18 protein-coding genes are annotated in these 18,981 nt (G+C 70.5%); 8 read left to right on the top strand and 10 right to left on the bottom strand.

From position 1 onward, the window contains the following. Positions 1 to 2 precede the first annotated feature (2 nt). The 5 genes from ACIA77_RS26305 to ACIA77_RS26285 are packed head-to-tail and all read left to right on the top strand — an operon-like array spanning position 3 to position 4,276. Positions 3 to 533, top strand: coding sequence for a 3-hydroxyanthranilate 3,4-dioxygenase (locus ACIA77_RS26305; RefSeq protein WP_395888633.1), 531 nt, complete (start codon positions 3 to 5; stop codon positions 531 to 533). Further along, the gene (locus ACIA77_RS26300) at positions 530 to 1,528 is read left to right on the top strand and encodes an amidohydrolase family protein (RefSeq protein WP_395888632.1); all 999 of its coding nucleotides are present in this window, start codon (positions 530 to 532) and stop codon (positions 1,526 to 1,528) included. Before ACIA77_RS26305 ends, ACIA77_RS26300 begins: the two co-directional genes overlap by 4 nt. Next, positions 1,525 to 2,325: a tryptophan 2,3-dioxygenase family protein gene (locus tag ACIA77_RS26295; protein ID WP_395888631.1), complete on the top strand. Its 801-nt coding sequence runs from the start codon at positions 1,525 to 1,527 to the stop codon at positions 2,323 to 2,325. The genes ACIA77_RS26300 and ACIA77_RS26295 overlap by 4 nt, the downstream gene beginning before the upstream one ends. A gap of 14 nt (positions 2,326 to 2,339) precedes the next feature. Then, the gene (locus tag ACIA77_RS26290; RefSeq protein WP_395888630.1) at positions 2,340 to 2,924 is read left to right on the top strand and encodes an NADPH-dependent FMN reductase; all 585 of its coding nucleotides are present in this window, start codon (positions 2,340 to 2,342) and stop codon (positions 2,922 to 2,924) included. Between the two features lie 50 nt (positions 2,925 to 2,974). Beyond that, entirely contained in the window at positions 2,975 to 4,276 is a 1,302-nt protein-coding gene (locus ACIA77_RS26285) for an MFS transporter (RefSeq protein ID WP_395888629.1), read from the top strand. A 56-nt stretch (positions 4,277 to 4,332) separates the two neighbouring features. On the opposite strand, the gene ACIA77_RS26280 is transcribed toward ACIA77_RS26285, so the two are convergent. Genes ACIA77_RS26280 through ACIA77_RS26235 form a run of 10 tightly spaced genes read right to left on the bottom strand, consistent with a single transcriptional unit; the run spans position 4,333 to position 14,834 of the window. Then, positions 4,333 to 5,457: a MaoC family dehydratase N-terminal domain-containing protein gene (locus ACIA77_RS26280; RefSeq protein ID WP_395888628.1), complete on the bottom strand. Its 1,125-nt coding sequence runs from the start codon at positions 5,455 to 5,457 to the stop codon at positions 4,333 to 4,335. Beyond that, a complete protein-coding gene (locus ACIA77_RS26275; RefSeq protein ID WP_395888627.1) occupies positions 5,438 to 5,839 on the bottom strand; it encodes a carboxymuconolactone decarboxylase family protein in 402 nt (133 codons plus the stop codon). Before ACIA77_RS26275 ends, ACIA77_RS26280 begins: the two co-directional genes overlap by 20 nt. Positions 5,840 to 5,858: 19 nt before the next feature. Then, positions 5,859 to 7,910: an acetate--CoA ligase family protein gene (locus tag ACIA77_RS26270; protein ID WP_395888626.1), complete on the bottom strand. Its 2,052-nt coding sequence runs from the start codon at positions 7,908 to 7,910 to the stop codon at positions 5,859 to 5,861. Next, the gene (locus ACIA77_RS26265) at positions 7,910 to 9,091 is read right to left on the bottom strand and encodes an iron-containing alcohol dehydrogenase family protein (protein ID WP_395888625.1); all 1,182 of its coding nucleotides are present in this window, start codon (positions 9,089 to 9,091) and stop codon (positions 7,910 to 7,912) included. Before ACIA77_RS26265 ends, ACIA77_RS26270 begins: the two co-directional genes overlap by 1 nt. A 5-nt stretch (positions 9,092 to 9,096) precedes the next feature. After that, positions 9,097 to 10,218 (bottom strand): mandelate racemase/muconate lactonizing enzyme family protein, encoded by a 1,122-nt coding sequence (locus ACIA77_RS26260; protein ID WP_395888624.1) that lies wholly within the window; start codon positions 10,216 to 10,218, stop codon positions 9,097 to 9,099. A 25-nt stretch (positions 10,219 to 10,243) separates the two neighbouring features. Then, complete coding sequence (locus ACIA77_RS26255; protein WP_395888623.1) at positions 10,244 to 10,948, bottom strand: ABC transporter ATP-binding protein; 705 nt, start codon at positions 10,946 to 10,948, stop codon at positions 10,244 to 10,246. Then, the gene (locus tag ACIA77_RS26250; RefSeq protein WP_395888622.1) at positions 10,945 to 11,739 is read right to left on the bottom strand and encodes an ABC transporter ATP-binding protein; all 795 of its coding nucleotides are present in this window, start codon (positions 11,737 to 11,739) and stop codon (positions 10,945 to 10,947) included. Before ACIA77_RS26250 ends, ACIA77_RS26255 begins: the two co-directional genes overlap by 4 nt. Continuing rightward, the gene (locus ACIA77_RS26245; protein ID WP_395888621.1) at positions 11,732 to 12,769 is read right to left on the bottom strand and encodes a branched-chain amino acid ABC transporter permease; all 1,038 of its coding nucleotides are present in this window, start codon (positions 12,767 to 12,769) and stop codon (positions 11,732 to 11,734) included. The genes ACIA77_RS26250 and ACIA77_RS26245 overlap by 8 nt, the downstream gene beginning before the upstream one ends. Beyond that, positions 12,766 to 13,620 (bottom strand): branched-chain amino acid ABC transporter permease, encoded by an 855-nt coding sequence (locus tag ACIA77_RS26240; protein WP_395888620.1) that lies wholly within the window; start codon positions 13,618 to 13,620, stop codon positions 12,766 to 12,768. The genes ACIA77_RS26245 and ACIA77_RS26240 overlap by 4 nt, the downstream gene beginning before the upstream one ends. 23 nt (positions 13,621 to 13,643) lie before the next feature. Continuing rightward, a complete protein-coding gene (locus tag ACIA77_RS26235) occupies positions 13,644 to 14,834 on the bottom strand; it encodes an ABC transporter substrate-binding protein (RefSeq protein WP_395888619.1) in 1,191 nt (396 codons plus the stop codon). 323 nt (positions 14,835 to 15,157) lie between these two features. Here ACIA77_RS26235 and ACIA77_RS26230 point away from each other — a divergent pair, with 323 nt between their 5' ends. The 3 genes from ACIA77_RS26230 (at position 15,158) to argG (ending at position 18,599) form a co-directional block, all read left to right on the top strand. Then, entirely contained in the window at positions 15,158 to 15,763 is a 606-nt protein-coding gene (locus tag ACIA77_RS26230) for a helix-turn-helix domain-containing protein (RefSeq protein WP_395888618.1), read from the top strand. Positions 15,764 to 15,983: 220 nt separating this feature from the next. Then, complete coding sequence (locus ACIA77_RS26225; RefSeq protein WP_395888617.1) at positions 15,984 to 16,901, top strand: helix-turn-helix transcriptional regulator; 918 nt, start codon at positions 15,984 to 15,986, stop codon at positions 16,899 to 16,901. A 246-nt stretch (positions 16,902 to 17,147) separates the two neighbouring features. Beyond that, a complete protein-coding gene (gene argG / locus ACIA77_RS26220; protein WP_395888616.1) occupies positions 17,148 to 18,599 on the top strand; it encodes an argininosuccinate synthase in 1,452 nt (483 codons plus the stop codon). Positions 18,600 to 18,981: the final 382 nt, after the last annotated feature.

Here is an 18,981-nt window from a genome sequence, read left to right as displayed (position 1 = left end):
CCGTGACCGACATCAACCCCGTCTTCTCGTTCTCGAAGTGGGTCGAGGAACACCAGCACCTGCTCAAGCCGCCGGTGAACAACAAGCAGATGTGGGAACGCACGGGCGATTTCATCGTGCAGGTCGTCGGCGGGCCCAACCAGCGCACCGATTTCCACGTGGATCCCTACGAAGAGTGGTTCTACCAGGTCAAGGGCGACATGCACGTCAACGTCATGACCGACGACGGACAGCAGACCGTCCACATCCGGGAAGGCGACATGTGGCTGCTGCCCGGCAACGTGCCGCATTCGCCGCAGCGCCCGGAGGCCGGGTCGATCGGCATCGTGATCGAGCGGATCCGAGAAGAGGGTACGCGCGAGAAGTTCCAGTGGTACTGCCTCAACTGCGAGTCGCTGGTGCACGAGGTCGAGCTGCAAGTGCGCGACATCGTGAGCGACCTGCCGCCGGTGTTCGAACAGTTCTACGCCGACGAGTCGGTGCGCAAGTGCGCGAACTGCGGCACCGTCCACCCGGGGAAGTCCGCCCGATGACCCCGATCATCGACGTCCACACCCACTACGTCCCGCAGGGGTGGCCGCAGCTGGCCGACGACGGCACGGCGCCGTGGCTGCGCGTGGAGAACGAGCGCGAGGCCACGATCATGGTCGGCTCGCGGGAGTTCCGCCGCATCCTCGCCAACTGCTGGGACGCGGACTTCCGGCTGCGCGAGATGGCCGAGGACGGGGTCGACGTGCAGGTCGTCTCACCGACCCCGGTGTTCTTCTCCTACGACCGCACCCCCGCCGAGGGCGTGCGGATCGCCAAGGTCTTCAACGACCTGGCACTCGAGATCTGCGCACCGGCGAACGGGCGGCTCGTGCCGTTCTGCCAGGTGCCGCTGCAGGACCCGGACCTGGCGTGCGAGGAGCTGGACCGCTGTCTGGCCGCGGGCCACCGCGGGGTCGAGATCGGCAACCACGTGGGCGATCGCGACCTCGACGACGCCGGCATCGTCACGTTCCTGCAGCACTGCGCCGAGCGCGGGGCGCCGGTGTTCGTGCACCCGTGGGACATGCCGAGCTCGCCGCGGCTCAATCGCTGGATGGCGCAGTGGCTCACCGGCATGCCCGCCGAAACGCACCTGTCCGTGCTGGCCCTGATCCTCGGCGGCGTGTTCGACCGGGTGCCGGAATCGCTGAAGATCTGCTTCGCGCACGGCGGCGGCTCGTTCGCGTTCTGGCTCGGCCGCCTCGAAAACGCCTGGCACGAGCGGCACGACGTGATCGGCGGCTCGGTGAAACCGCCGTCGAGCTACGTCGGGCGCTTCGCCGTCGACTCCGTGGTGTTCGAACCGTCGGCCTTGAGGCTGCTCGTGGACGTGCTCGGCGTGGAGAACGTGCTGCTCGGCAGCGACTACCCGTACCCGCTCGGGGAACGGCCGGTGGGGCAGGTCGTGCGCAAGGCGCAGTTCCTGAGCGACGCCGACCGCGCGCTGCTGCTGGGCGGCAACGCGGCGAAGTTCCTTTCGCTGGAGGACGTGAGATGAGCGCGTACAACTCGTACCTCAAAGCGGACGTGCTGCACTCGCTGCAGGAGCCGGTCACCGACACCGAGGGCGAGCGGTCGTTCCTCGTCGTGTGCCAGGTGCAGGAGCTGTACTTCTGCCTGATCACCACCGAGCTGCGCTTCGCCGCGCAGCACCTGCGGGCCGGGGAGACCCCGGACGCCGCGGCGGCGCTGCGGCGGGCGGCCGACCACTTCGTCGGCCTCAACGCGTCGTGGAAGTCGCTGGAGTGGATGACGGTCGGCGACTTCCTGCCGATCAAGGCCGGGCTCGGCTCGACGCACGGCAAGTCGTCGTCGCTGCAGTCGTGGAAGTACCGGGAGCTGGTGTTCCTGCTCGGCATCCGGCCGCCCGAGCTCGCCGAGCCCGTGTCGTCGATGCCCGACGAGCATTCGTCGCTGCTGACCACGCTGCGCGAACCGAGCGTCTACGACGAGATCCTCGCGCTCATGGGCCGGCGGGGACTGTCCATTCCGGACGCCGTGCTCGGCCGCGACCCGGCGGCGCAGCACGAACCGCACCCCGACGTGGCGCGCGCCTGGACGACCGTCTTCTACGGCGGTGATCCTGAGCTCGTCGACCTGCGGTTCTGCGGTGAAGCCCTGATGCACGTGGCAGAGGGCTACGCCGAGTACAAGCACCTGCACCTCGTCGCCACGCGCCGGTCCTTCGGCCACCGGCCGGGCTACTACGGCACGAGCGGCCTCGGCTGGCTCGCCGAAACCGTCACCGAGGTGCCGTTCCCCGAGCTGTGGTCGATGGAGCCCGAGCACCCCTGAAGTGGAGAAAAGCCTTGTCGGACCTGACGATCCTCGCGCTGTCCGGAAGCCTGCGCAAGGACTCCCTCAACACGCGGCTGCTTTCGTCGGTGGCGCGGATCGCGCCGCCCGAGCTGACCTTCGACGGGTTCGGTGAGCTGGCGGCGATCCCGCTGTTCAACGAAGACGCCGAGCACCCCGCCCCGCCCACCGTCGCCGACCTGCGGCGCCGGATCCGCGCGGCCGACGGCGTGCTCATCGCCACCCCCGAGTACAACGCCGCCATGCCCGGCGTGCTGAAGAACGCGCTGGACTGGCTTTCGCGGCCCGTCGGCGACGGGCCGGCGCTGACGCGCAAACCCGTCGCGATCATCGGCGCTTCGCAGGGCCCGCTGGGCACGATCCGCGCGCAGCTGAACCTGCGGCAGGTGCTGCACAAGATGAACGCCGCCGTGGTGGGACAGCCCGAGTTCGTGCTGCCCCACGCCCACCAGGCCCTCGGCGAGGGTGAACTGCCGGCGGGTTCCCCGTCGCTGCCGATCCTCACCGCCGTGCTGCAGGGCCTGGTCGACCTGATCGAACACGACCGCGCGGTCGCCTCGGTGCTCGCCGCGCGCTAGCTCTCCGTCCCAGTCCCCTCCCCCTCCCCACCGAACAACGGAGTTCGCCCATGAGTCAGCTGTCCCCACCGGCCCGGCAGATGAGAAAGAACGTGCTCGTCAGCGTCGCGGGCTCGGCCATCGAGTGGTACGACTTCTTCATCTACGCGTCGGCTTCGGCGCTGGTTCTCAACAAGCTCTTCTTCCCGTCCGTCGATTCCGTCGCCGGCACGCTGCTGGCGTTCAGCACGTTCGCGGTCGGCTTCCTGATCCGGCCCGTCGGCGCGGCTGTGTTCGGGCACTTCGGCGACAAGTTCGGCCGCAAGCCGACGCTGGTGACCGCCATGATGATCATGGGGGTCGCGACCACCGCGATCGGCCTGCTGCCCTCGTACGCCACGCTCGGCGTCGCCGCCCCGATCCTGCTCGTGGTGCTGCGGCTGATCCAGGGCCTCGCCCTCGGCGGTCAATGGGGTGGCGCGGTGCTGCTCGTGACCGAAAGCGCGCCGGAGGGCAAACGCGGGTTCTACGGCAGCTTCGCGCAGCTCGGCGTACCCATCGCGCTGGTCGTCTCCAACGTGCTGTTCCTCGTGCTCTCGGCGGCGGTGTCGCCCGACGCGTTCCTCGCGTGGGGCTGGCGGATCCCGTTCCTGTTCAGCATCGTGCTGATCGGCATCGGGCTCTACGCGCAGTCGCGGGCGTCGGAAACCCACTCGGCCGCGCGAGAACCCCGGCGGGCACCGTTGCTGGAACTGTTCCGCTCGCACCCCAAGGAAATCCTGCTCGCCGCCGGCGCGACTGTGATCAACGGCGGCGCGTACTACCTGCTCACCGTGTACATCCTGTCCTACGCCACGCAGGCGCTGCACGTGTCGCGCGGCGTGATCCTCACGGGCGTGCTGATCTCCGCCGTCGCGTCCGGCCTGACGATCCCCGCGGCCGCCGCGCTGTCCGACCGCATCGGGCGCCGGCGGGTGTTCCTCACGGGGGCCCTGCTGCTGGCGGTGTGGGGATTCCCGATGTTCTGGCTCGTGAACACGGGCTCCGCCACGCTGATCGCGGTGGCGCTCGTGATCGCGCAGGTCATCTTCAGCTTCACGTACGGTCCGTGCCCGGCGCTGTTCTCCGAGATGTTCGGCGCCGGTGTCCGCTACTCCGGCGTGTCCGTGGGGTACCAGATCGGCGCGGTCGCCGGTGGCGCGCTGGCGCCGATCATCGCGACGTCGCTCTACGCGTCGTTCCACACGGCCAACGCGATCGCGCTGTACCTCGCGCTGATGGCCGCGGTGTCGTTCGGCTCGGTGTTCCTGGTGACCGAATCGGCCCGGCGCAAGAGGACGGTCGCGGAACCCGTGGCGGCCGAGGTCGACTGACGGTTCCGGCGGGCGGCGCGTGAGCCCCGCCCGCCGGATCTGTCTCAACAGGACAGTCAGGGCAGCTTCACGAGAGCGCTGCCTTCCGCCGTCGCCTCCCCGAGCTGGTTGCGGGCCGACAACGCGATCAGCACCTCACCGTTCTCGCGCACCTCGGTCACCGTGCCGCCGCACCACACGGTGTCGCCGAAGATGTCCGGGCGGCGCAGGCGCACGGTCAGCGCCCGCATCGTCCCCGCGTCACCCACCCAGTTCAGCACCGGGTGGGCCATCCAGCCGCACTTCTGCGGGCCGTTGTTGTACGCGCCCGGCATGCCGATCTCCTTGGCCACCTCGGGATCCTGGTGGCCGAGGCTCGGCAGCACCCGCTCACTGAAGTAGGTCGGGTCGTAGTTGTTCGGCAGCCGCTCCGGCGACTCGACGGCCCACGTGCGGTACAGCCACGAGATCTCACCGGCCTTGTAGCCGGGGGAGCCGATGCAGCCCGCGTAGTACGCCGTCATCGTGATCTGGTCGATCGGGCCCTTCACGACCTCGGGGATCACGTCGCCGACGCGGACGTCCGCCGGGTCGCGCGGCGAAGCACCCCGGCGTTCCTCGGTCGTCGCCCAGCGGCGGATCTCCTCCAGCTCCTCGTCGCGGTAGGTGTGCCGCTCGCGAGCCTGGTACGACAGGCCTCCCGACGCCGCGGCGCGCGGCACGCGGAACGTGCCGGCCAGCGCTTCGGCCACCAGCGCGCCGTCGCTCTCGCGCCGGTACTCCGTGTGCACGCGCTGGATCGCGAACCGGTCGGCGTGGCGGCCACTGTGGACGGTCACCTTGCCCAGCCGCGCCTTCGGGACGATCCGGTCACCGCGGCGGATCGTCTCGTGGAACACCCACTCCGTGCCCGAGTAGATCGGCTGCACACCGGCGAACCCGAGGCCGACCGCGCCGTCGTAGCTGGAGTACAGGAAGGTCGGCGGGGCGATCACGCCGCCGTGCGGGCTCGCCGCCGCGTACTCCTCGTCGTGGTAGAGCGGGTTGTAGTCGCCGAGGCCCCACGCGTAGTGGCGGATGGTGTCGAGCGTCGCTTCGTTGTTCCAGGGTTCGACTCGGATCTCCTGGCCTTCGAGCGCCGCCGCCTCGGACAGCATCTCGTCGGTGATCTCCGTGCTGAACTCAAGACGCGTGGTGGCCATTGGTGCTCGTCCCCTCTTCCTCGAAGTCGTTCTCCCAGGCCGCCCACAGCTTGTAGCCGACCTTGCCCCAGCCCGAAACACCCAGCACGAGGAACGCGATCTGCAGCGATTCGCGCAGCTGCTCGGCCGTGAGCCCGGCCCGCTTGGCGGCGCGCAGGTGGTTGATCGCGCCGCCGGCGTTGCTCACCGCGAGGTCGAACATGACCAGCAGCAGCTCCTTCATCGCGAGCGAGAGCCCGTCGACGTGCTGGGTGTAGATGCGCTCGCGGATGTCGGTGTAGTCGTTCGCAAAGCCCTCGTCCATCGCGAACATCGTGGAGATCGCGGGCGGGATGTTGCCCAGGGACTGCTGGTAGTGGTCGAGCCGGTTGCTCGTGGTCATGCCGTTCCCTTCCGTTCTGTCACTTCCGGCCGATGGCGTCGATCGCCCGCACGCCGTGCGGCAGCACGACCACGGGGTTGAGCTCGACGAACGACACCGGCTGCTCGGCGAGCGCCGTGAACAGCGCGGTGATCGTGGTGTTGAGCGCGGCCACGTCGAGCGCGGGCCGGCCGCGGTAGCCCGACATCAGCACACCGAGCCGCGATTCCCGCAGGACGGCGAGCCGCTGCGCTTCGCTCCAGCCGTGCCAGAGCACGACCTGGTCGTCGAGCAGTTCGGCGGCGATCCCGCCGGGCCGGATCACCGCCGACAGGCCGTACTCGGGGTCGCGCAGCACGGCCACGAGCACCTCCTGCCCGGTGCCGGCGCCTTGCTGCACCACGACTTCGTCCCCGTGTTCGGCGCACACGGCCGCGACCCGCTCGTACGCGTCCGCGAGCTCCTCGTCGTCGCGGACGACGGCGACCGCCCCCAGCTCGGACCGGTGCGCGATCGTCCGCCCGGCCGCCTTGAGCGCCACGGGGTAACCCCACCGGTGCGCCGCCTCCGCCGCGGCTTGCCGGTCGGGTGCGGAAACCCAAGGCGCCCAGGGGAAATCCGCAGGCAGCAGCGCGGCGACGTCCGGCAGTCCGAGATACCCCGTCAGGTCTTCGGGCGCGGGCGTCGGCGCGACGGCGTCCGGTTCGCCGGCCAGTAGTCCCAGCGCCCGCACCGCGCGTTCCGGCGTCGGTACCACGGCGACGCGCGCGGCGGCGAGCCGCGCGACGAGGTCTTCCGGGATCGGGTCGTCCTCGCTGAGGTGGCTCAGTACCACGGGACTCGCGCCGGGCGCGCGGGCCGTCAGCACGTCGGCCAGCACGTCGCGGTCGTGCGCGAGGCTGCTCTCCACCGCCACGACGACGTCGGACTCCGGCGCTTCGGACAACGTCGTCACGGTGCGCGCGAACGTCTCGGTCTCCCCGAGGAACGGCACGTCCATCGGGTTGTGCAGCTCCACCCGATCGGCCAGCACCTCGCGCAACCGGCCGAGCGTCGGCGTCTCCCACGCGGGCAGCGACAACGCGGGCGCCTGCTGCACGTGGTCCGCCAGCACCACGGCTCCGGCCCCGGAGACCGACGCCGCCGCCAGCCGCGGCCGCGCGGGCAGCGGCCCGACGACCTGCGCCGTGACGAGGCAGTCGGCCAGCTCCGCGATGCCCGGCACCCGCACGAACCCGGCCCGGCGCAGCACGGCGTGCGAGATGTCACCCGACCCGACCACGCGCCCGGTGTGCCCGCCCGCGGCGAGCTGGCCGAGGTCGCTGTCGGCGATCTTGACCAGGAACACCCGCTTTCCCGTGCGGGCGATGGCGTCCGTGACCTCCGGCAGCCACTCGAGGTCGGTGATCGCCTCCAGGAACAGGCCCACGGTCTGCACGTCGTCGCGCGGCAGCAGCCCGGCGAGCAGTTCGAGCGCGCCGACGTCGAACTCGTCGCCGGTGCTGAACCAGTGCGCGATGCCGCCGCCGCGGCGCAGGATCGACATCAGCAGCCCGTTGCCGCTGGCGCCGCTCTGCGTGATCAGCGCGACCGAACCAGCCCGGGCGGGACCGCGGCCCAGCACGCTCGAGAAGTTCAGGTGCGCCCCGGAGACCACGCTCATCGTGCCCACGCAGTTCGGGCCGATCACGCGCAGCCGCCGATCGGGCGAGGCGAGGAACCGGTTCAGTTCCTGACGCGGTGCGCTGTCGGGGCGTTCGAAGCCGCTGCCGATCACGACGGCGACGCGCACGCCCCGGCTGTCGAGGTCGTGCAGCGCGCCCGGCACCTGGTCCGCGGGCAGGTTGACGATCGCCGCCTCCGCCGCGTCGACGGGCACGTCGAGCACCGTCGGCACGGCCGGGTAGCCGGCGACGGCGGAGTGGCGGGGGTTGACGACCCAGACGTCACCGGCGAACCCGTACTTGCTCAGGTAGGCCAGCGGACGGCCGGCGGGCTTGGCCGGATCGGCCGAGGCGCCGACCACGACCACACTGCGGGGCGAGGTGACTGTGTCGACGAGGGCGTGACGGCGCTGCGCGAGCTCCGCCATCACGCGGCCCCGGTCACGGCGCCGGCCCACGCGCGCCGCAGCACGCCCAGCACCGCGCCGGCGTCGGGAACTCGCTTGGGGTTGAAGAACAACCCGCGGTCCTGCATGACCTCTTCGGCGACACGCGCCAGGTCGCCTTCCGCCAGCCCGGTGTCCGCGAGCGTCCGCGGGACGCCGGCCCGTTGCTGCACGAGGGCGGCCAGCACGGCGGCGCCGCCGGTGGTGCCGAGGCCCTCGCCCAGCGCGCGGGCCAGGATCGCCTGCTTCGCTTCGGTGTGGTCGTGGTTGTACTCCAGGACGTAGGGCAGCATCACGGAGTTCGCGACCCCGTGTGGCACGCCGTACGCGGCGCCGAGCACGTGGCACACGGCGTGGTGCAGGCCGACGCGCGCGTTGCTGATCACGAGGCCGCCGATGGCCGCGGCCGTCAGCGCGTCCTCGAGCAGGCCGACGTCCAAGGGCCCGGTCGCGCTGCCGATGCGCGGCAGCGCCTCGGCGAACCGCCGCGCGCCTTCGGCCGCCAGCGCGTCCGTGAACGGTGACGCGGACTTCGAGTACAGCGCCTCGGCGCAGTGCGCGAGCCCGTTCATGCCGGTGGTCAGGAGCAGTTCGGCGGGGACGTCGGTGAGCAGCTCGGGGTCGTAGACCACGACCCGCGACGCGACTTTCTGGTCCCAGAACACGCGTTTGATGCCCCGCGCGTCCGTCGCGCCGCCGCCCGGCGTCACCTCGGCGCCCGACAACGTGGTCGGGATCGTGACGACGGGGATCTTCGGCGCGGTGAGCTGCACGTGCCGCAGCTGGTCGGGCGGGGTGAACGTGCTGCACTTCGCTTCGAGCGGAAACCCTTCCGCCAGCAGGATGGAGAGCGCTTTCGCCGTGTCGCTCACGCTGCCGCCGCCGACGGCGACCAGCGCGTCGGGCGGGTCGTCCCGCAGCTGCCGGGCCATCGCCTCGGTGTCGGTGATCGGCGCGTGCGGGGCGATCTTGCCGAATTCGTGCCGCACGTCGAAGCCGCGCAACGCTTCGCGCGTCGCCTGGCCGGCCGTCGAACGCAGTGAGCTGGGGCTGCCGACGAGGCAGACGGAACGGGCCGACAGAGCGGTGAGCTCGTCCGGCACGGTCGCGATCGTGCCGGCCCCCACGGTGAGCACCTGCCTTGCCTGGTCGTAGCGGAACACGCGGGTCAGCTCCTTTCCCCGGGCCGGTCGGTCCGGAAACGCGCGAGTGCGTCTTCGTCGATGGCGAACCCGAACCCGGGTCCGTCGGGGATCCGCAGCACCCCGTCCCGGATCTCGGGCGGGCTGGTGACGAGGTCACCGTCGAGGTTGAGCAGGTAGGCGAGTTCGGCCGGGTGCTCGGCGGTGACCGGGTTGGCGGCGGCGAACGCTGCGCTCGTGTACGTGCCGATCGCCGAATCGCCCTGGCTGCCCGCGATCGCCTGCGCTCCCACGGCCGCGCAGAACTCGCGGATCCGCGTTGACGCCCGGATCCCGGTGCGGGCGAGCTTGATGCTGATCATCGTGCAGCGGCGGGCCAGGATCTCGGTGGCGACCTCGCGCGGCGTCGTGCAGCTCTCGTCCCCGAGCACGGGCACGGCGGACTTGGCCACCACGTCCGCGCGCCCGAGCACGTCCTCGGCCGGGCACGGCTCTTCGATCCACGCGAGGCGCGTTTCCTTGGTGGCGTCGAGGAAAGTCGTCGCGTCGGCGGCCGAGTAGCCGTGGTTGGCGTCGACGTAGATCAGTGCGTCCGGGTGCTGTTCGCGAAGCTGCGTGACGAGCCGGACGTCGCGATCGAGGTCGAGCCCGACCTTCACCTTGTAGCTCGTGATGCCGTGGTCCGCGCGCACCGCCGCGGTTTCGGCCACGACCTCGTCGATCGTGCCCGCGCCGAGGATGGCCGTCACGCGGGCCTGCGGCGCGTACCCGCCGAGCAGCTCGTGACACGACACGCCGAGGGTTTTGCCGAGCGCGTCGAACATCGCCAGTTCCACCGCCCCGCGGGCGGTGGGGTTGCCGGCGAGGTGGCGCAGCCGGTGCGCGAGCTCCTCGGTTTCGAGCAGGTCGAGCGACTGCGCGGCCGGCGCGATCATCGAGTCGATCACGTGCGCGATCGACACACCGGTCTCGCCGTAGATCATCGGCCGCGGGATCGCCTCGGCCAGCCCGACGGCGCCGTCGGCCGTGCGGACCCGCACGAGCAGGTGTTCCGCGTGGGTCAGCCGGCCCGTCGCGAACTTGACCTCGTGCTTGAGCGGGATCCGGAACGGGATGACGTCGATCGAGGAGATCTTGCTGGTTGTCACCTGTCGCACACCTCCAGGGGAGTTTTCACAGGAACGCGTTCTCGATGACCGTGCGGGTCAGCACGGCACCGGCCGGGCCGCGCTCGACCGCCCGGCCGAGGTTGAGCACCAGCACGTCGTCGCACAGCTCGCGCACGACCGTGAGGCTCTGCTCGGCGATCACCACCGCGGTGTCGGTGGTGCGCGCGAGCCGGGTCAGCGATTCGACGAGCCCGCTGACCGCGATCGGGGACAGGCCGAGCGAAGGTTCGTCGAGCAGCAGCACCCGCGGCTGCGCCACGACGGCCCGTGCGACGGCCAGTGATTGCTGCTGCCCACCGGACAGCCGCCCGGCAGCGCGGCGGCGAAGGTCGCACAGCACGGGGAAGAGCTCGTACGCGAACTCGATCCGTTCGGCGCGCTTGGCCCGCCCGCGCACTCGCAGGCAGCCAGCGTGCAGGTGTTCTTCGACGGTCAGGTCGCCGAACAGCTCGCGTGATTCGGGCACGAACGCGAGCCCGCGCCGCGCGCGGTCCCACGCCGGCACGCCGGTGAGGTCCTCGTCGCCGAGCCGGACGGTTCCGGCGTGCGGCGTGACGACCCCGGCCAGCGCCTTCATGAGCGTGCTCTTGCCCGCGCCGTTGGCGCCGACCACGCCGAGGTAACCACCGGCGGCGACCTCGAAGCCGAGGTCGTGCACCACCGGGATCCGCCCGTACCCGGCGTGGATCCCCTGCACCGCAAAGGTCATCGCAACGCTCCTTCGGCTCCGGGCCCGATGTAGGCGGCGAGCACGTCCGGGCGGCGCAGCACCTCGTCGGGGCCGCCGTCGGCGAGGATCTCGCCCTCGGCCAGCACCACGGTCCGGTCGGCGACGCGCCGGACGAACGCCATGTCGTGCTCCACGAAGATCACGGTGGCGTCCGCGGACCGCACGTAGTCGAGCACGCGATCGGCCACCATCTCCTTGTCCTCGACGGGCATCCCGGCACTGATCTCGTCGAGCAGCAGCAGCTCGGGCCGGCTCATCAGCGCGCGGCCGAGGTCGACCAGCCGTCGTTCGGGCGCCGAGAGGAGGTCGACGTTCACGGCCGCGCGGTGCTCGATCTTCAGCTGCGCCAGCACTTCGTGCGCCCGTTCGACGAGCTGCCGCTCGGCCGCCATGAAGCCGCGGCCGCGCAGCACGGCACCGAAGAACCGGCCGCGCCCGGCGAACGCGCCCGTGTACAGCTGGTCGAGCACCGGCAGGCCGGCGATGAGCCGCGAGTCCTGGAACGTGCGGCCGATGCCCAGCCCGGCCCGCCGCCACGCGCCGACGCGGGTCAGATCCGCTTCGCCGCGGGTGGTCCGCAGCGTGATCGTGCCGCCGGCCACGGGGACGAGGCCGCTGATCGCGTTGAACAGCGTGGTCTTGCCCGCACCGTTGGGCCCGACGAGGCCCGTGACCGAACCGCGGGCGACGGAGAAGCTCACCCGGTCGACGGCCACCAGGCCGCCGAAACGGACCTGCACGGCGTCGAGGTCGAGAATCGCGTCAGCCACGACGACCACCCGTCGAACGCAGGTTCACCAGCGACCGCAGGCCGCCGGGGCGCAGCACGAGGATCACGAACAGCAGGCCCGCGTTGAGGTAGCTGCCGAAACTCCCGCTGCTGGGCAGGAACTGCTGCACCACCACCATGATCAGCACGCCGGTGACCGCGCCCCACACGCTGCCGACCCCGCCGATCACGATCATCGTGAGCAGCAGCAGGGTCAGTTCCAGCGTGAAGTTCGTCGGCGTGATGAACGTGAGCACCGCCCCGAGCAGCACGCCGCCGAGCCCGCCGAGCAGGCTGCTGAACGCGAACGCGAGCATGCGCGTCACCGGCACGTTCACACCCATCGTCGCGGCCGCCTTCTCGTCGGTGCGCACGAGGGCGAACGCGCGGCCGATCTTCGAGCGGGTCATGCGCTGCACCACGATCAGCGCGACCGTGGCGAACACCACCGCCAGCAGGTAGGCCTGGTCGCCGCCGAAGTCGACGAGGATCCCGTTGTCGCCCTGGGTCGGTGGCCACAGCTGGATCGCCAGCAGCGCGGCCTGCGAGAACGCGAGCGTCAGCAGCGCCAGGTACAGGTCGCGGGTGCGGATGATCGCGCAGCCGATGATCGTGCCGGCGACGGTGGCCGCGGCCGCGCCGATCAGCAGCCCGGCGACGGGACCGAACCGGGGCTGCGAAATCGCGTACCCGTAGGCGCCCAGCGCCATGAACGCGTTCTGGCAGAAGGCGAACTGCCCGGCCTGCCCGAGCACGACCGTGTAGCCGAGCGCGGACACCAGGTACGCGCCGAAGAGCCCGACCACAGTCTGGACGTACGCGCCGCCGACGCCGGCCCACCCGGCGACGACCACCGCCACGAGCACGACGCCGGCCGTCGTCCACGGTGAACCGAGGTAGCGCTTCTCGCCGGCCGGTGAGGTGACCGTCGCCGGTGTGGTCACGCGCACCCGGCCCAGCCACTTCTCGACCGGCAGCGCGGAATCGCGGACGATCGCGCGCACGCGGCGTGGGACGGTGACGGTGGTCATGCGCGTGCTCCGAACAGTCCGGTGGGCCGCGTCAGCAGGATCACGAGCATCACTCCCAGCGAGACGAAGGCGCTGTAGCTGGCCCCGATCGCCCCCGACACGAGCGCCTGCACGACCCCGATCAGCAGCCCGCCGACGGCGGCGCCCGGCAGGCTGCCGAACCCGCCGAGCACCACCGCGGCGAAGCTGTCGAAGGTGTACTGCTGGCCGAGATCGGGGGAGAGCAGGTAGGTCGGGAAGATCAGCGCGCCGCTCAGGGCCGCGAGGCCGCCGCCGACGCACCACGCGAGCGTCGAAACCCGCGCCGGGTTCACGCCGACGACGGTGGCGCCGAGGCGGTTGCTCGCGACGAGCCGCATCCGCAGCCCGGCCGAGGTGCCGCGCAGCACCAGCGTGAGCCCGGCGATGAGCACGAGGCTCACCACCATGAGCACCACGTCCATCGCCGACCAGCCGAGGCCCGGCACGATCGGCGAGCGGCCCGCGTACGGCGGCATCGACTTGGCCTCGGCCCCGAACGAAGACAGGAACAGTCCACTCGCGACTTCCGTCACCGCGATGAGCACGATGATCTGCGCGAGCAGGCTCGCGCCGCGCAAGGGGCGCAACGCGATCTGGTCCACGACCGCGCCCGACGCGACACCGGCGGCGACCGCGCCGAGCATCACGAGCCAGGCGGGGTAGCCGTGCGTGGCCAGTTCCCACGCGACGTAACCGCCGAGGACCATCTGGCTGCCGTTGGCGAAGTTCACCACGCCCGTCGCGCGGTAGACGAGCGTGAACCCGAGGGAGACGAGGGCGAGGGCGAACCCGTTGACGATTCCGGTGCCGAAGGTGGCGGTGGTGACCATCGATCAGTCCTCACAGAGCCGGGTCAGTTGGCGGTGAGCTGGTTCTGCGTGGTGTCGCTGCCGAAGAAGGAGACCTTGCCCCCGGCGATGCCGTAGAAGTTGGTGCAGGAGTTGCCCTTGTGCGAGCTCGCGGAGAACGCGATGGGGCACGGCAGTTCGGGTGTCTTGAACGGTTTCATCGTCTCCAGGCCGGTGATCAGGCCGTCGGGCGTGGTGTCCTTCGCGTTCTGCAGCCCGGCGATGAACGCCTTGGCCGCCGCGTAGGCCTGCACGGTCCACACGATCGGCTCGGTGCCCGGGTGCTCGGCCTTCCACGCCTTCATGAAATCCGCCGTGCACGGGTCCCCGACGGGGCACGCCAACGGGGTCAGCGCGTAGTAGCGCACCTTCGGGTCGGATTTCGCGAGCTGGTCGAGTGAGGTGTTGGACCCGGCGAACGTGACCATCGGCAGGTACGTCGCCTGGTGGATTTCGGCGTTGATGACCGCGGCCATCGGCGGCGCGGTGATGCCGAGCAGCACGGCGTCGACGCCGGCGTCCTTGAGCGCCTGCACCTGGCTGGTGGCGTCGGTGGCGTTGGCGGCGATCTTCTGCGTGGCGTCGACGTTCAGGCCGTACTTCGCGAGCGCGGCCTTGGCGCCGGACAGCGCGGCGTCGCCGTACGCGTCGCTCTCCACCATCATGCCGACCTTCTTGGCGCCCATGGAGTGCACGAGCTTGGCGATGCCGGTGGCGACGTCGTTGGAGGAGAACGCCGGTGCGAACGTGTACTTGTTGAGCGGCGTGGTCAGCTGCGGGTTGATGCTGCCCGGTGTGTAGAAGGGCGTTTTCGTGCTGCTCGCGACCTGCATGGTCGACAGCGCGGTGGGCGTGAACGCGGGGCCGTAGAGCACGGAGACCTTGTCCTGCGTGATGTACTTGCGCGCCACCGTGACCGCGGTCGCCGGGTCGCTCGCGTCGTCGGCGTAGAGCAGTTCGACGGAGTGGCCGTTCACGCCGTTCTTCGCGATGTCCGCGAAGGCGAGCTTCGCGGAGTCCTGGTAGACGGCGTCGAACGCGGCGTCGGCGCCGGTGAGGCCGAACTGCACGCCGATCTTGAGGCTGTCGCCGCTGGATCCGCTCGAGCCGCAGGCGGTGAGCGTCGCGGCCGCCGCGGCGACGGCCGCGACCAGCGCGAGAGTTCGGGGACGTCGCGCGCGTCCGGGGGAAGTCACCATCATTCCTCCGCGTCATTGGTTCGGATGATTCGTGAAGACGGACGCCGGCGGCGGGGACCAGATCCGCAGGAGGCGCACTGTGAGTGCAGATTTTTACTGTCACCTCAGCCGGGTGTCAAGGGGCACCTTGGTGATCAAACCGCTGTTCAGGGCGCTACTCCCTGCGTAAATCGGATGCAACGGTCGTTGTGAAATCGACATCCGACGCACAACGATCTTGAAAACTGCCGGTGATGTTTTACTGGTTGAACTCACGGTAAAACTTGTAGAGTGGCTGTCTGACCTTCCGACCCGACCCCCCGCCGGCGCAGGAGCGACACATGGCCTCACCCCCCGAGCAGTCCGACGAGCCGCGCAGCACCTCGGAGGGCGTGCACATCGGCGCGAAACTGCGCGAGTGGCGCCACGACAGCCGCACGACGCTGACCGAGGTGTCGGAGGCGGTCGGGCTGTCGGTCGGTTACATCAGCCAGGTCGAGCGCGGGCGGGCCAACCCGTCGCTGGAAGCGTTGAAGCGCTTGGCGGACGTGCTCGGCCACACCGTCGGGGAACTGTTCAGCAACGAGGCGCCGCCCGCGAACCCCTTGCGCTACTCGGTTTCCAAGCGCGGCGAGCGCAAACGCATCATGTACCCGGGCTCGGGGATCATGAACGAACTGCTGAGCCCCGACCTGCAGCACCAGATGGAGGTCGTCTGGGTCGAGGCCCCGGTGGGCGCCACGAGCGGCGGCCACCCGCACTCCCACGTCGGCGAGGAATGCGGCATCGTGCTCGCCGGCCAGATGATCTTCTGGATCGGCGACGACGAGGTCAAACTCGAAGCGGGCGACGCGATCTACCTCGACTCGACCGTCCCGCACCGGTGGCACGTCGGGGAAGGCGAGGACCTGAAGGCGGTCTGGCTCATCACGCCGCCCACGTTCTGAAACCAGGACTCCTCCGGTGGCAACGGCACAATGAAGCTGAACCGCACCGCGCCGGTTTCCGGACTGAGCGACGTCGCGAAGATCGTCGGCTGAACGGATGCGCGATTTCGCGGCTCGATCCGGTGTGCTTCACACCCGCGGCGGCGGCCCGCGAGCGTTCGCGGTAGCCAGGTCAAAGTTGTCCGTGGTTGAGCGCGCGCGGCGAGCAGACACTGGAGGGGTGGATCGTTCCGAATTGGCGAAGTTCCTGCGCGCGCGGCGCGAAGCGTTGCAACCCGAGGACGTCGGACTGCCCCGCGGCCCGCGCCGCCGCACCAGCGGCTTGCGGCGCGAGGAGGTCGCGGCGCTCAGCGGCGTGTCCGCGGACTACTACAGCCGCATCGAACAGCAGCGCGGCCCGGTGCCCTCGGAGCAGAGCCTCGCCGCGATCGCCCACGGCCTGCACCTGAGCCTCGAGGAACGCGACCACGTCTTCCGTCTCGCCGGCCACGCCACGGGCCACCGCGTCAGCCGCGGCGACCACATCAACGCCGGGTTGCTGCGCGTGTTCGACCGCCTGTCCGACACGCCCGCCCAGATCGAGAACGTCCTGGGCGTGACGCTGCGCCAGACCCCACCGGCCGTGGCCCTGCTGGGCGACGAGACTTCGTACACGGGCTTGGAAGGCGCCCGGGTCTACCGGTGGTTCACGCTCCCGTCGGCCCGCTCGCGGCTGCCGGAGCCCGACCACGCGCACCACAGCCGCACCCTCGTCGCGCGCCTCGCCGAGGTCTACGCGAAAACGGGCCGCACCTCACCGGCCGGCGAGCTCGTCACGGCTCTGCTGCCGCACCCCGAATTCGTGCGGCTGTGGGACGAACACCCCGTCCTCGGCCCCTACTGCGAGCCGAAACGCATCCTGCACCCGGAAGCCGGCGAACTCGAAGTCCACGGCCAGACCCTGCTGGACCCCGACCAGTACCAGGCCCTGCTGGTCTTCACTGCCGCCCCCGGCACCGACAGCCACGACAAACTCCGCCTGCTCTCCGTCCTCGGCCCCCAGCACCTCCCACCACCGCCCGCCGCACCCCTTCCGGCCCCGCACACTGACCCTCCTCTGACCAGCCCCGGCCCCCGAACCCAGGCACACGCCCCGTAATCACGCCGCGACGGCACCCCTTCCCAGCCCGTGCGATGCGCTGCCGGCCCACCACCGCGAGATCGCGCCGGTTTTTTCCTCACGATGTGGTTCGGCCCCCCGGGGCCGAGCACATCGTGAGGAAGAAGCCGGCTCAACGGCGATCTCGCCGCCCCGGCGGAGCCGGGGCAGACAACACAGCGATCTGCGTCACGGATTCCGACCCCGACTATGCACAGTCATACATCCTGATGCATAATCATACCCATGTCCAAGGTGCTCACTTCCCTTCCCGTCGGCGAGCGGGTCGGCATCGCGTTCTCCGGCGGCCTCGACACGTCCGTGGCGGTGGCGTGGATGCGTGACAAGGGTGCGGTCCCCTGCACCTACACCGCCGACATCGGCCAGTACGACGAGCCCGACATCGCGTCGGTGCCCGGCCGCGCGACGACCTACGGCGCGGAGCTCGGCCGGCTCGTCGACTGCAAGGAGGCGCTGGTCGAAGAGGGGCTCGCGGCGCTGACCTGCGGCGCGTTCCACATCCGGTCCGGTGGCCGCAGCTACTTCAACACCACGCCGCTCGGCCGGGCGGTCACCGGCACGCTGCTGGTGCGCGCGATGCTCGAGGACGACGTCCAGATCTGGGGCGACGGGTCCACCTACAAGGGCAACGACATCGAGCGCTTCTACCGCTACGGCCTCCTGGCCAACCCCGGCCTGCGCATCTACAAGCCGTGGCTCGACGCGGACTTCGTGAGCGAACTCGGCGGCCGCAAGGAGATGTCGGAGTGGCTGGTGGCCCACGGGCTGCCCTACCGGGACAGCACGGAGAAGGCGTACTCGACCGACGCCAACATCTGGGGCGCCACCCACGAGGCCAAGTCGCTGGAGCACCTCGACACGGGCATCGAGATCGTCGACCCGATCATGGGCGTGCGGTTCTGGGACCCGGACGTGGAGATCCAGGCCGAGGACGTCACCATCGGCTTCGAGCTGGGCCGGCCGGTGTCGATCAACGGCAAGCAGTTCGCGACGTCCGTCGACCTCGTGCTGGAGGCCAACGCGATCGGCGGCCGCCACGGCCTGGGCATGTCGGATCAGATCGAGAACCGCATCATCGAGGCCAAGAGCCGCGGCATCTACGAAGCGCCGGGCATGGCGCTGCTGCACGCGGCGTACGAGCGGCTCGTGAACGCGATCCACAACGAGGACACCCTGGCCAGCTACCACAACGAGGGCCGCCGCCTCGGCCGGCTCATGTACGAGGGCCGCTGGCTCGACCCGCAGGCCATGATGCTGCGCGAATCGCTGCAGCGGTGGGTCGGCACGGCCATCACGGGTGAGGTCACGCTGCGCCTGCGCCGCGGCGAGGACTACTCGATCCTCGACACCTCGGGCCCCGCGTTCAGCTACCACCCGGACAAGCTGTCCATGGAACGCACCGAGGACTCGGCCTTCGGCCCGGTCGACCGCATCGGCCAGCTGACCATGCGCAACCTCGACATCGCGGACTCGCGGGCGAAGCTCGAGCAGTACGCGGGCCTCGGCATGGTCGGCAACACCAACGCCCACCCGGCCCTCATCGGCGCCGCCCAGGCCGCCGCCACGGGCCTCATCGGCGCCATGCCCGAGGGCGGCGCCCAGGCCATCGCCTCCCGCGGCCGCGCTGATGACGTCGAACTCCTCGACAGCGCCGCCATGGAGTCGGGAACTGACTAGTTGGCCCCGGCTGTGTTTTTGGCCCCGGCTGTGTTTTTGGCCCCGGCTCCGCCGGGGCGGCGAGATCGCCGTTGAGCCGGCTTCTTCCTCACGATGTGCTCGGCCCCGGGGGGCCGAACACATCGTGAGGAAAAAACCGGCGCGATCTCGCGGTGTGGTTCGGCGGGTTGTGGGGTCATCCTGGGTGGGGAGGTGCCACCCGCCGTTGGAAAAAACCGGCGCGATCTCGCGGTGTGGTTCGGCGGGTTGTGGGGTCATCCTGGGTGGGGAGGTGACACCCGCCGTTGGAAAAAACCGGCGCGATCTCGCGGTGTGGTTCGGCGGGTTGTGGGGTCATCCTGGGTGGGGAGGTGCCACCCGCCGTTGGAAAAAACCGGCGCGA

Source organism: Amycolatopsis sp. NPDC051903, from assembly GCF_044452505.1.
Lineage (GTDB): Bacteria > Actinomycetota > Actinomycetes > Mycobacteriales > Pseudonocardiaceae > Amycolatopsis.
This window is presented reverse-complemented; position numbering and strand designations above follow the sequence as displayed.

Bases quoted from the DNA above. Each gene is read 5' to 3' on its own strand.
- ACIA77_RS26295 (WP_395888631.1), top strand. From the start codon at position 1,525: ATGAGCGCGTACAACTCGTACCTCAAAGCGGACGTGCTGCACTCGCTG.
- ACIA77_RS26240 (WP_395888620.1), bottom strand. From the start codon at position 13,620: ATGGTCACCACCGCCACCTTCGGCACCGGAATCGTCAACGGGTTCGCC.
- ACIA77_RS26245 (WP_395888621.1), bottom strand. From the start codon at position 12,769: ATGACCACCGTCACCGTCCCACGCCGCGTGCGCGCGATCGTCCGCGAT.
- argG (WP_395888616.1), top strand. From the start codon at position 17,148: ATGTCCAAGGTGCTCACTTCCCTTCCCGTCGGCGAGCGGGTCGGCATC.
- ACIA77_RS26230 (WP_395888618.1), top strand. From the start codon at position 15,158: ATGGCCTCACCCCCCGAGCAGTCCGACGAGCCGCGCAGCACCTCGGAG.
- ACIA77_RS26270 (WP_395888626.1), bottom strand. From the start codon at position 7,910: ATGGCGGAGCTCGCGCAGCGCCGTCACGCCCTCGTCGACACAGTCACC.
- ACIA77_RS26275 (WP_395888627.1), bottom strand. From the start codon at position 5,839: ATGACCACGAGCAACCGGCTCGACCACTACCAGCAGTCCCTGGGCAAC.
- ACIA77_RS26280 (WP_395888628.1), bottom strand. From the start codon at position 5,457: ATGGCCACCACGCGTCTTGAGTTCAGCACGGAGATCACCGACGAGATG.
- ACIA77_RS26285 (WP_395888629.1), top strand. From the start codon at position 2,975: ATGAGTCAGCTGTCCCCACCGGCCCGGCAGATGAGAAAGAACGTGCTC.
- ACIA77_RS26300 (WP_395888632.1), top strand. From the start codon at position 530: ATGACCCCGATCATCGACGTCCACACCCACTACGTCCCGCAGGGGTGG.
- ACIA77_RS26255 (WP_395888623.1), bottom strand. From the start codon at position 10,948: ATGACCTTTGCGGTGCAGGGGATCCACGCCGGGTACGGGCGGATCCCG.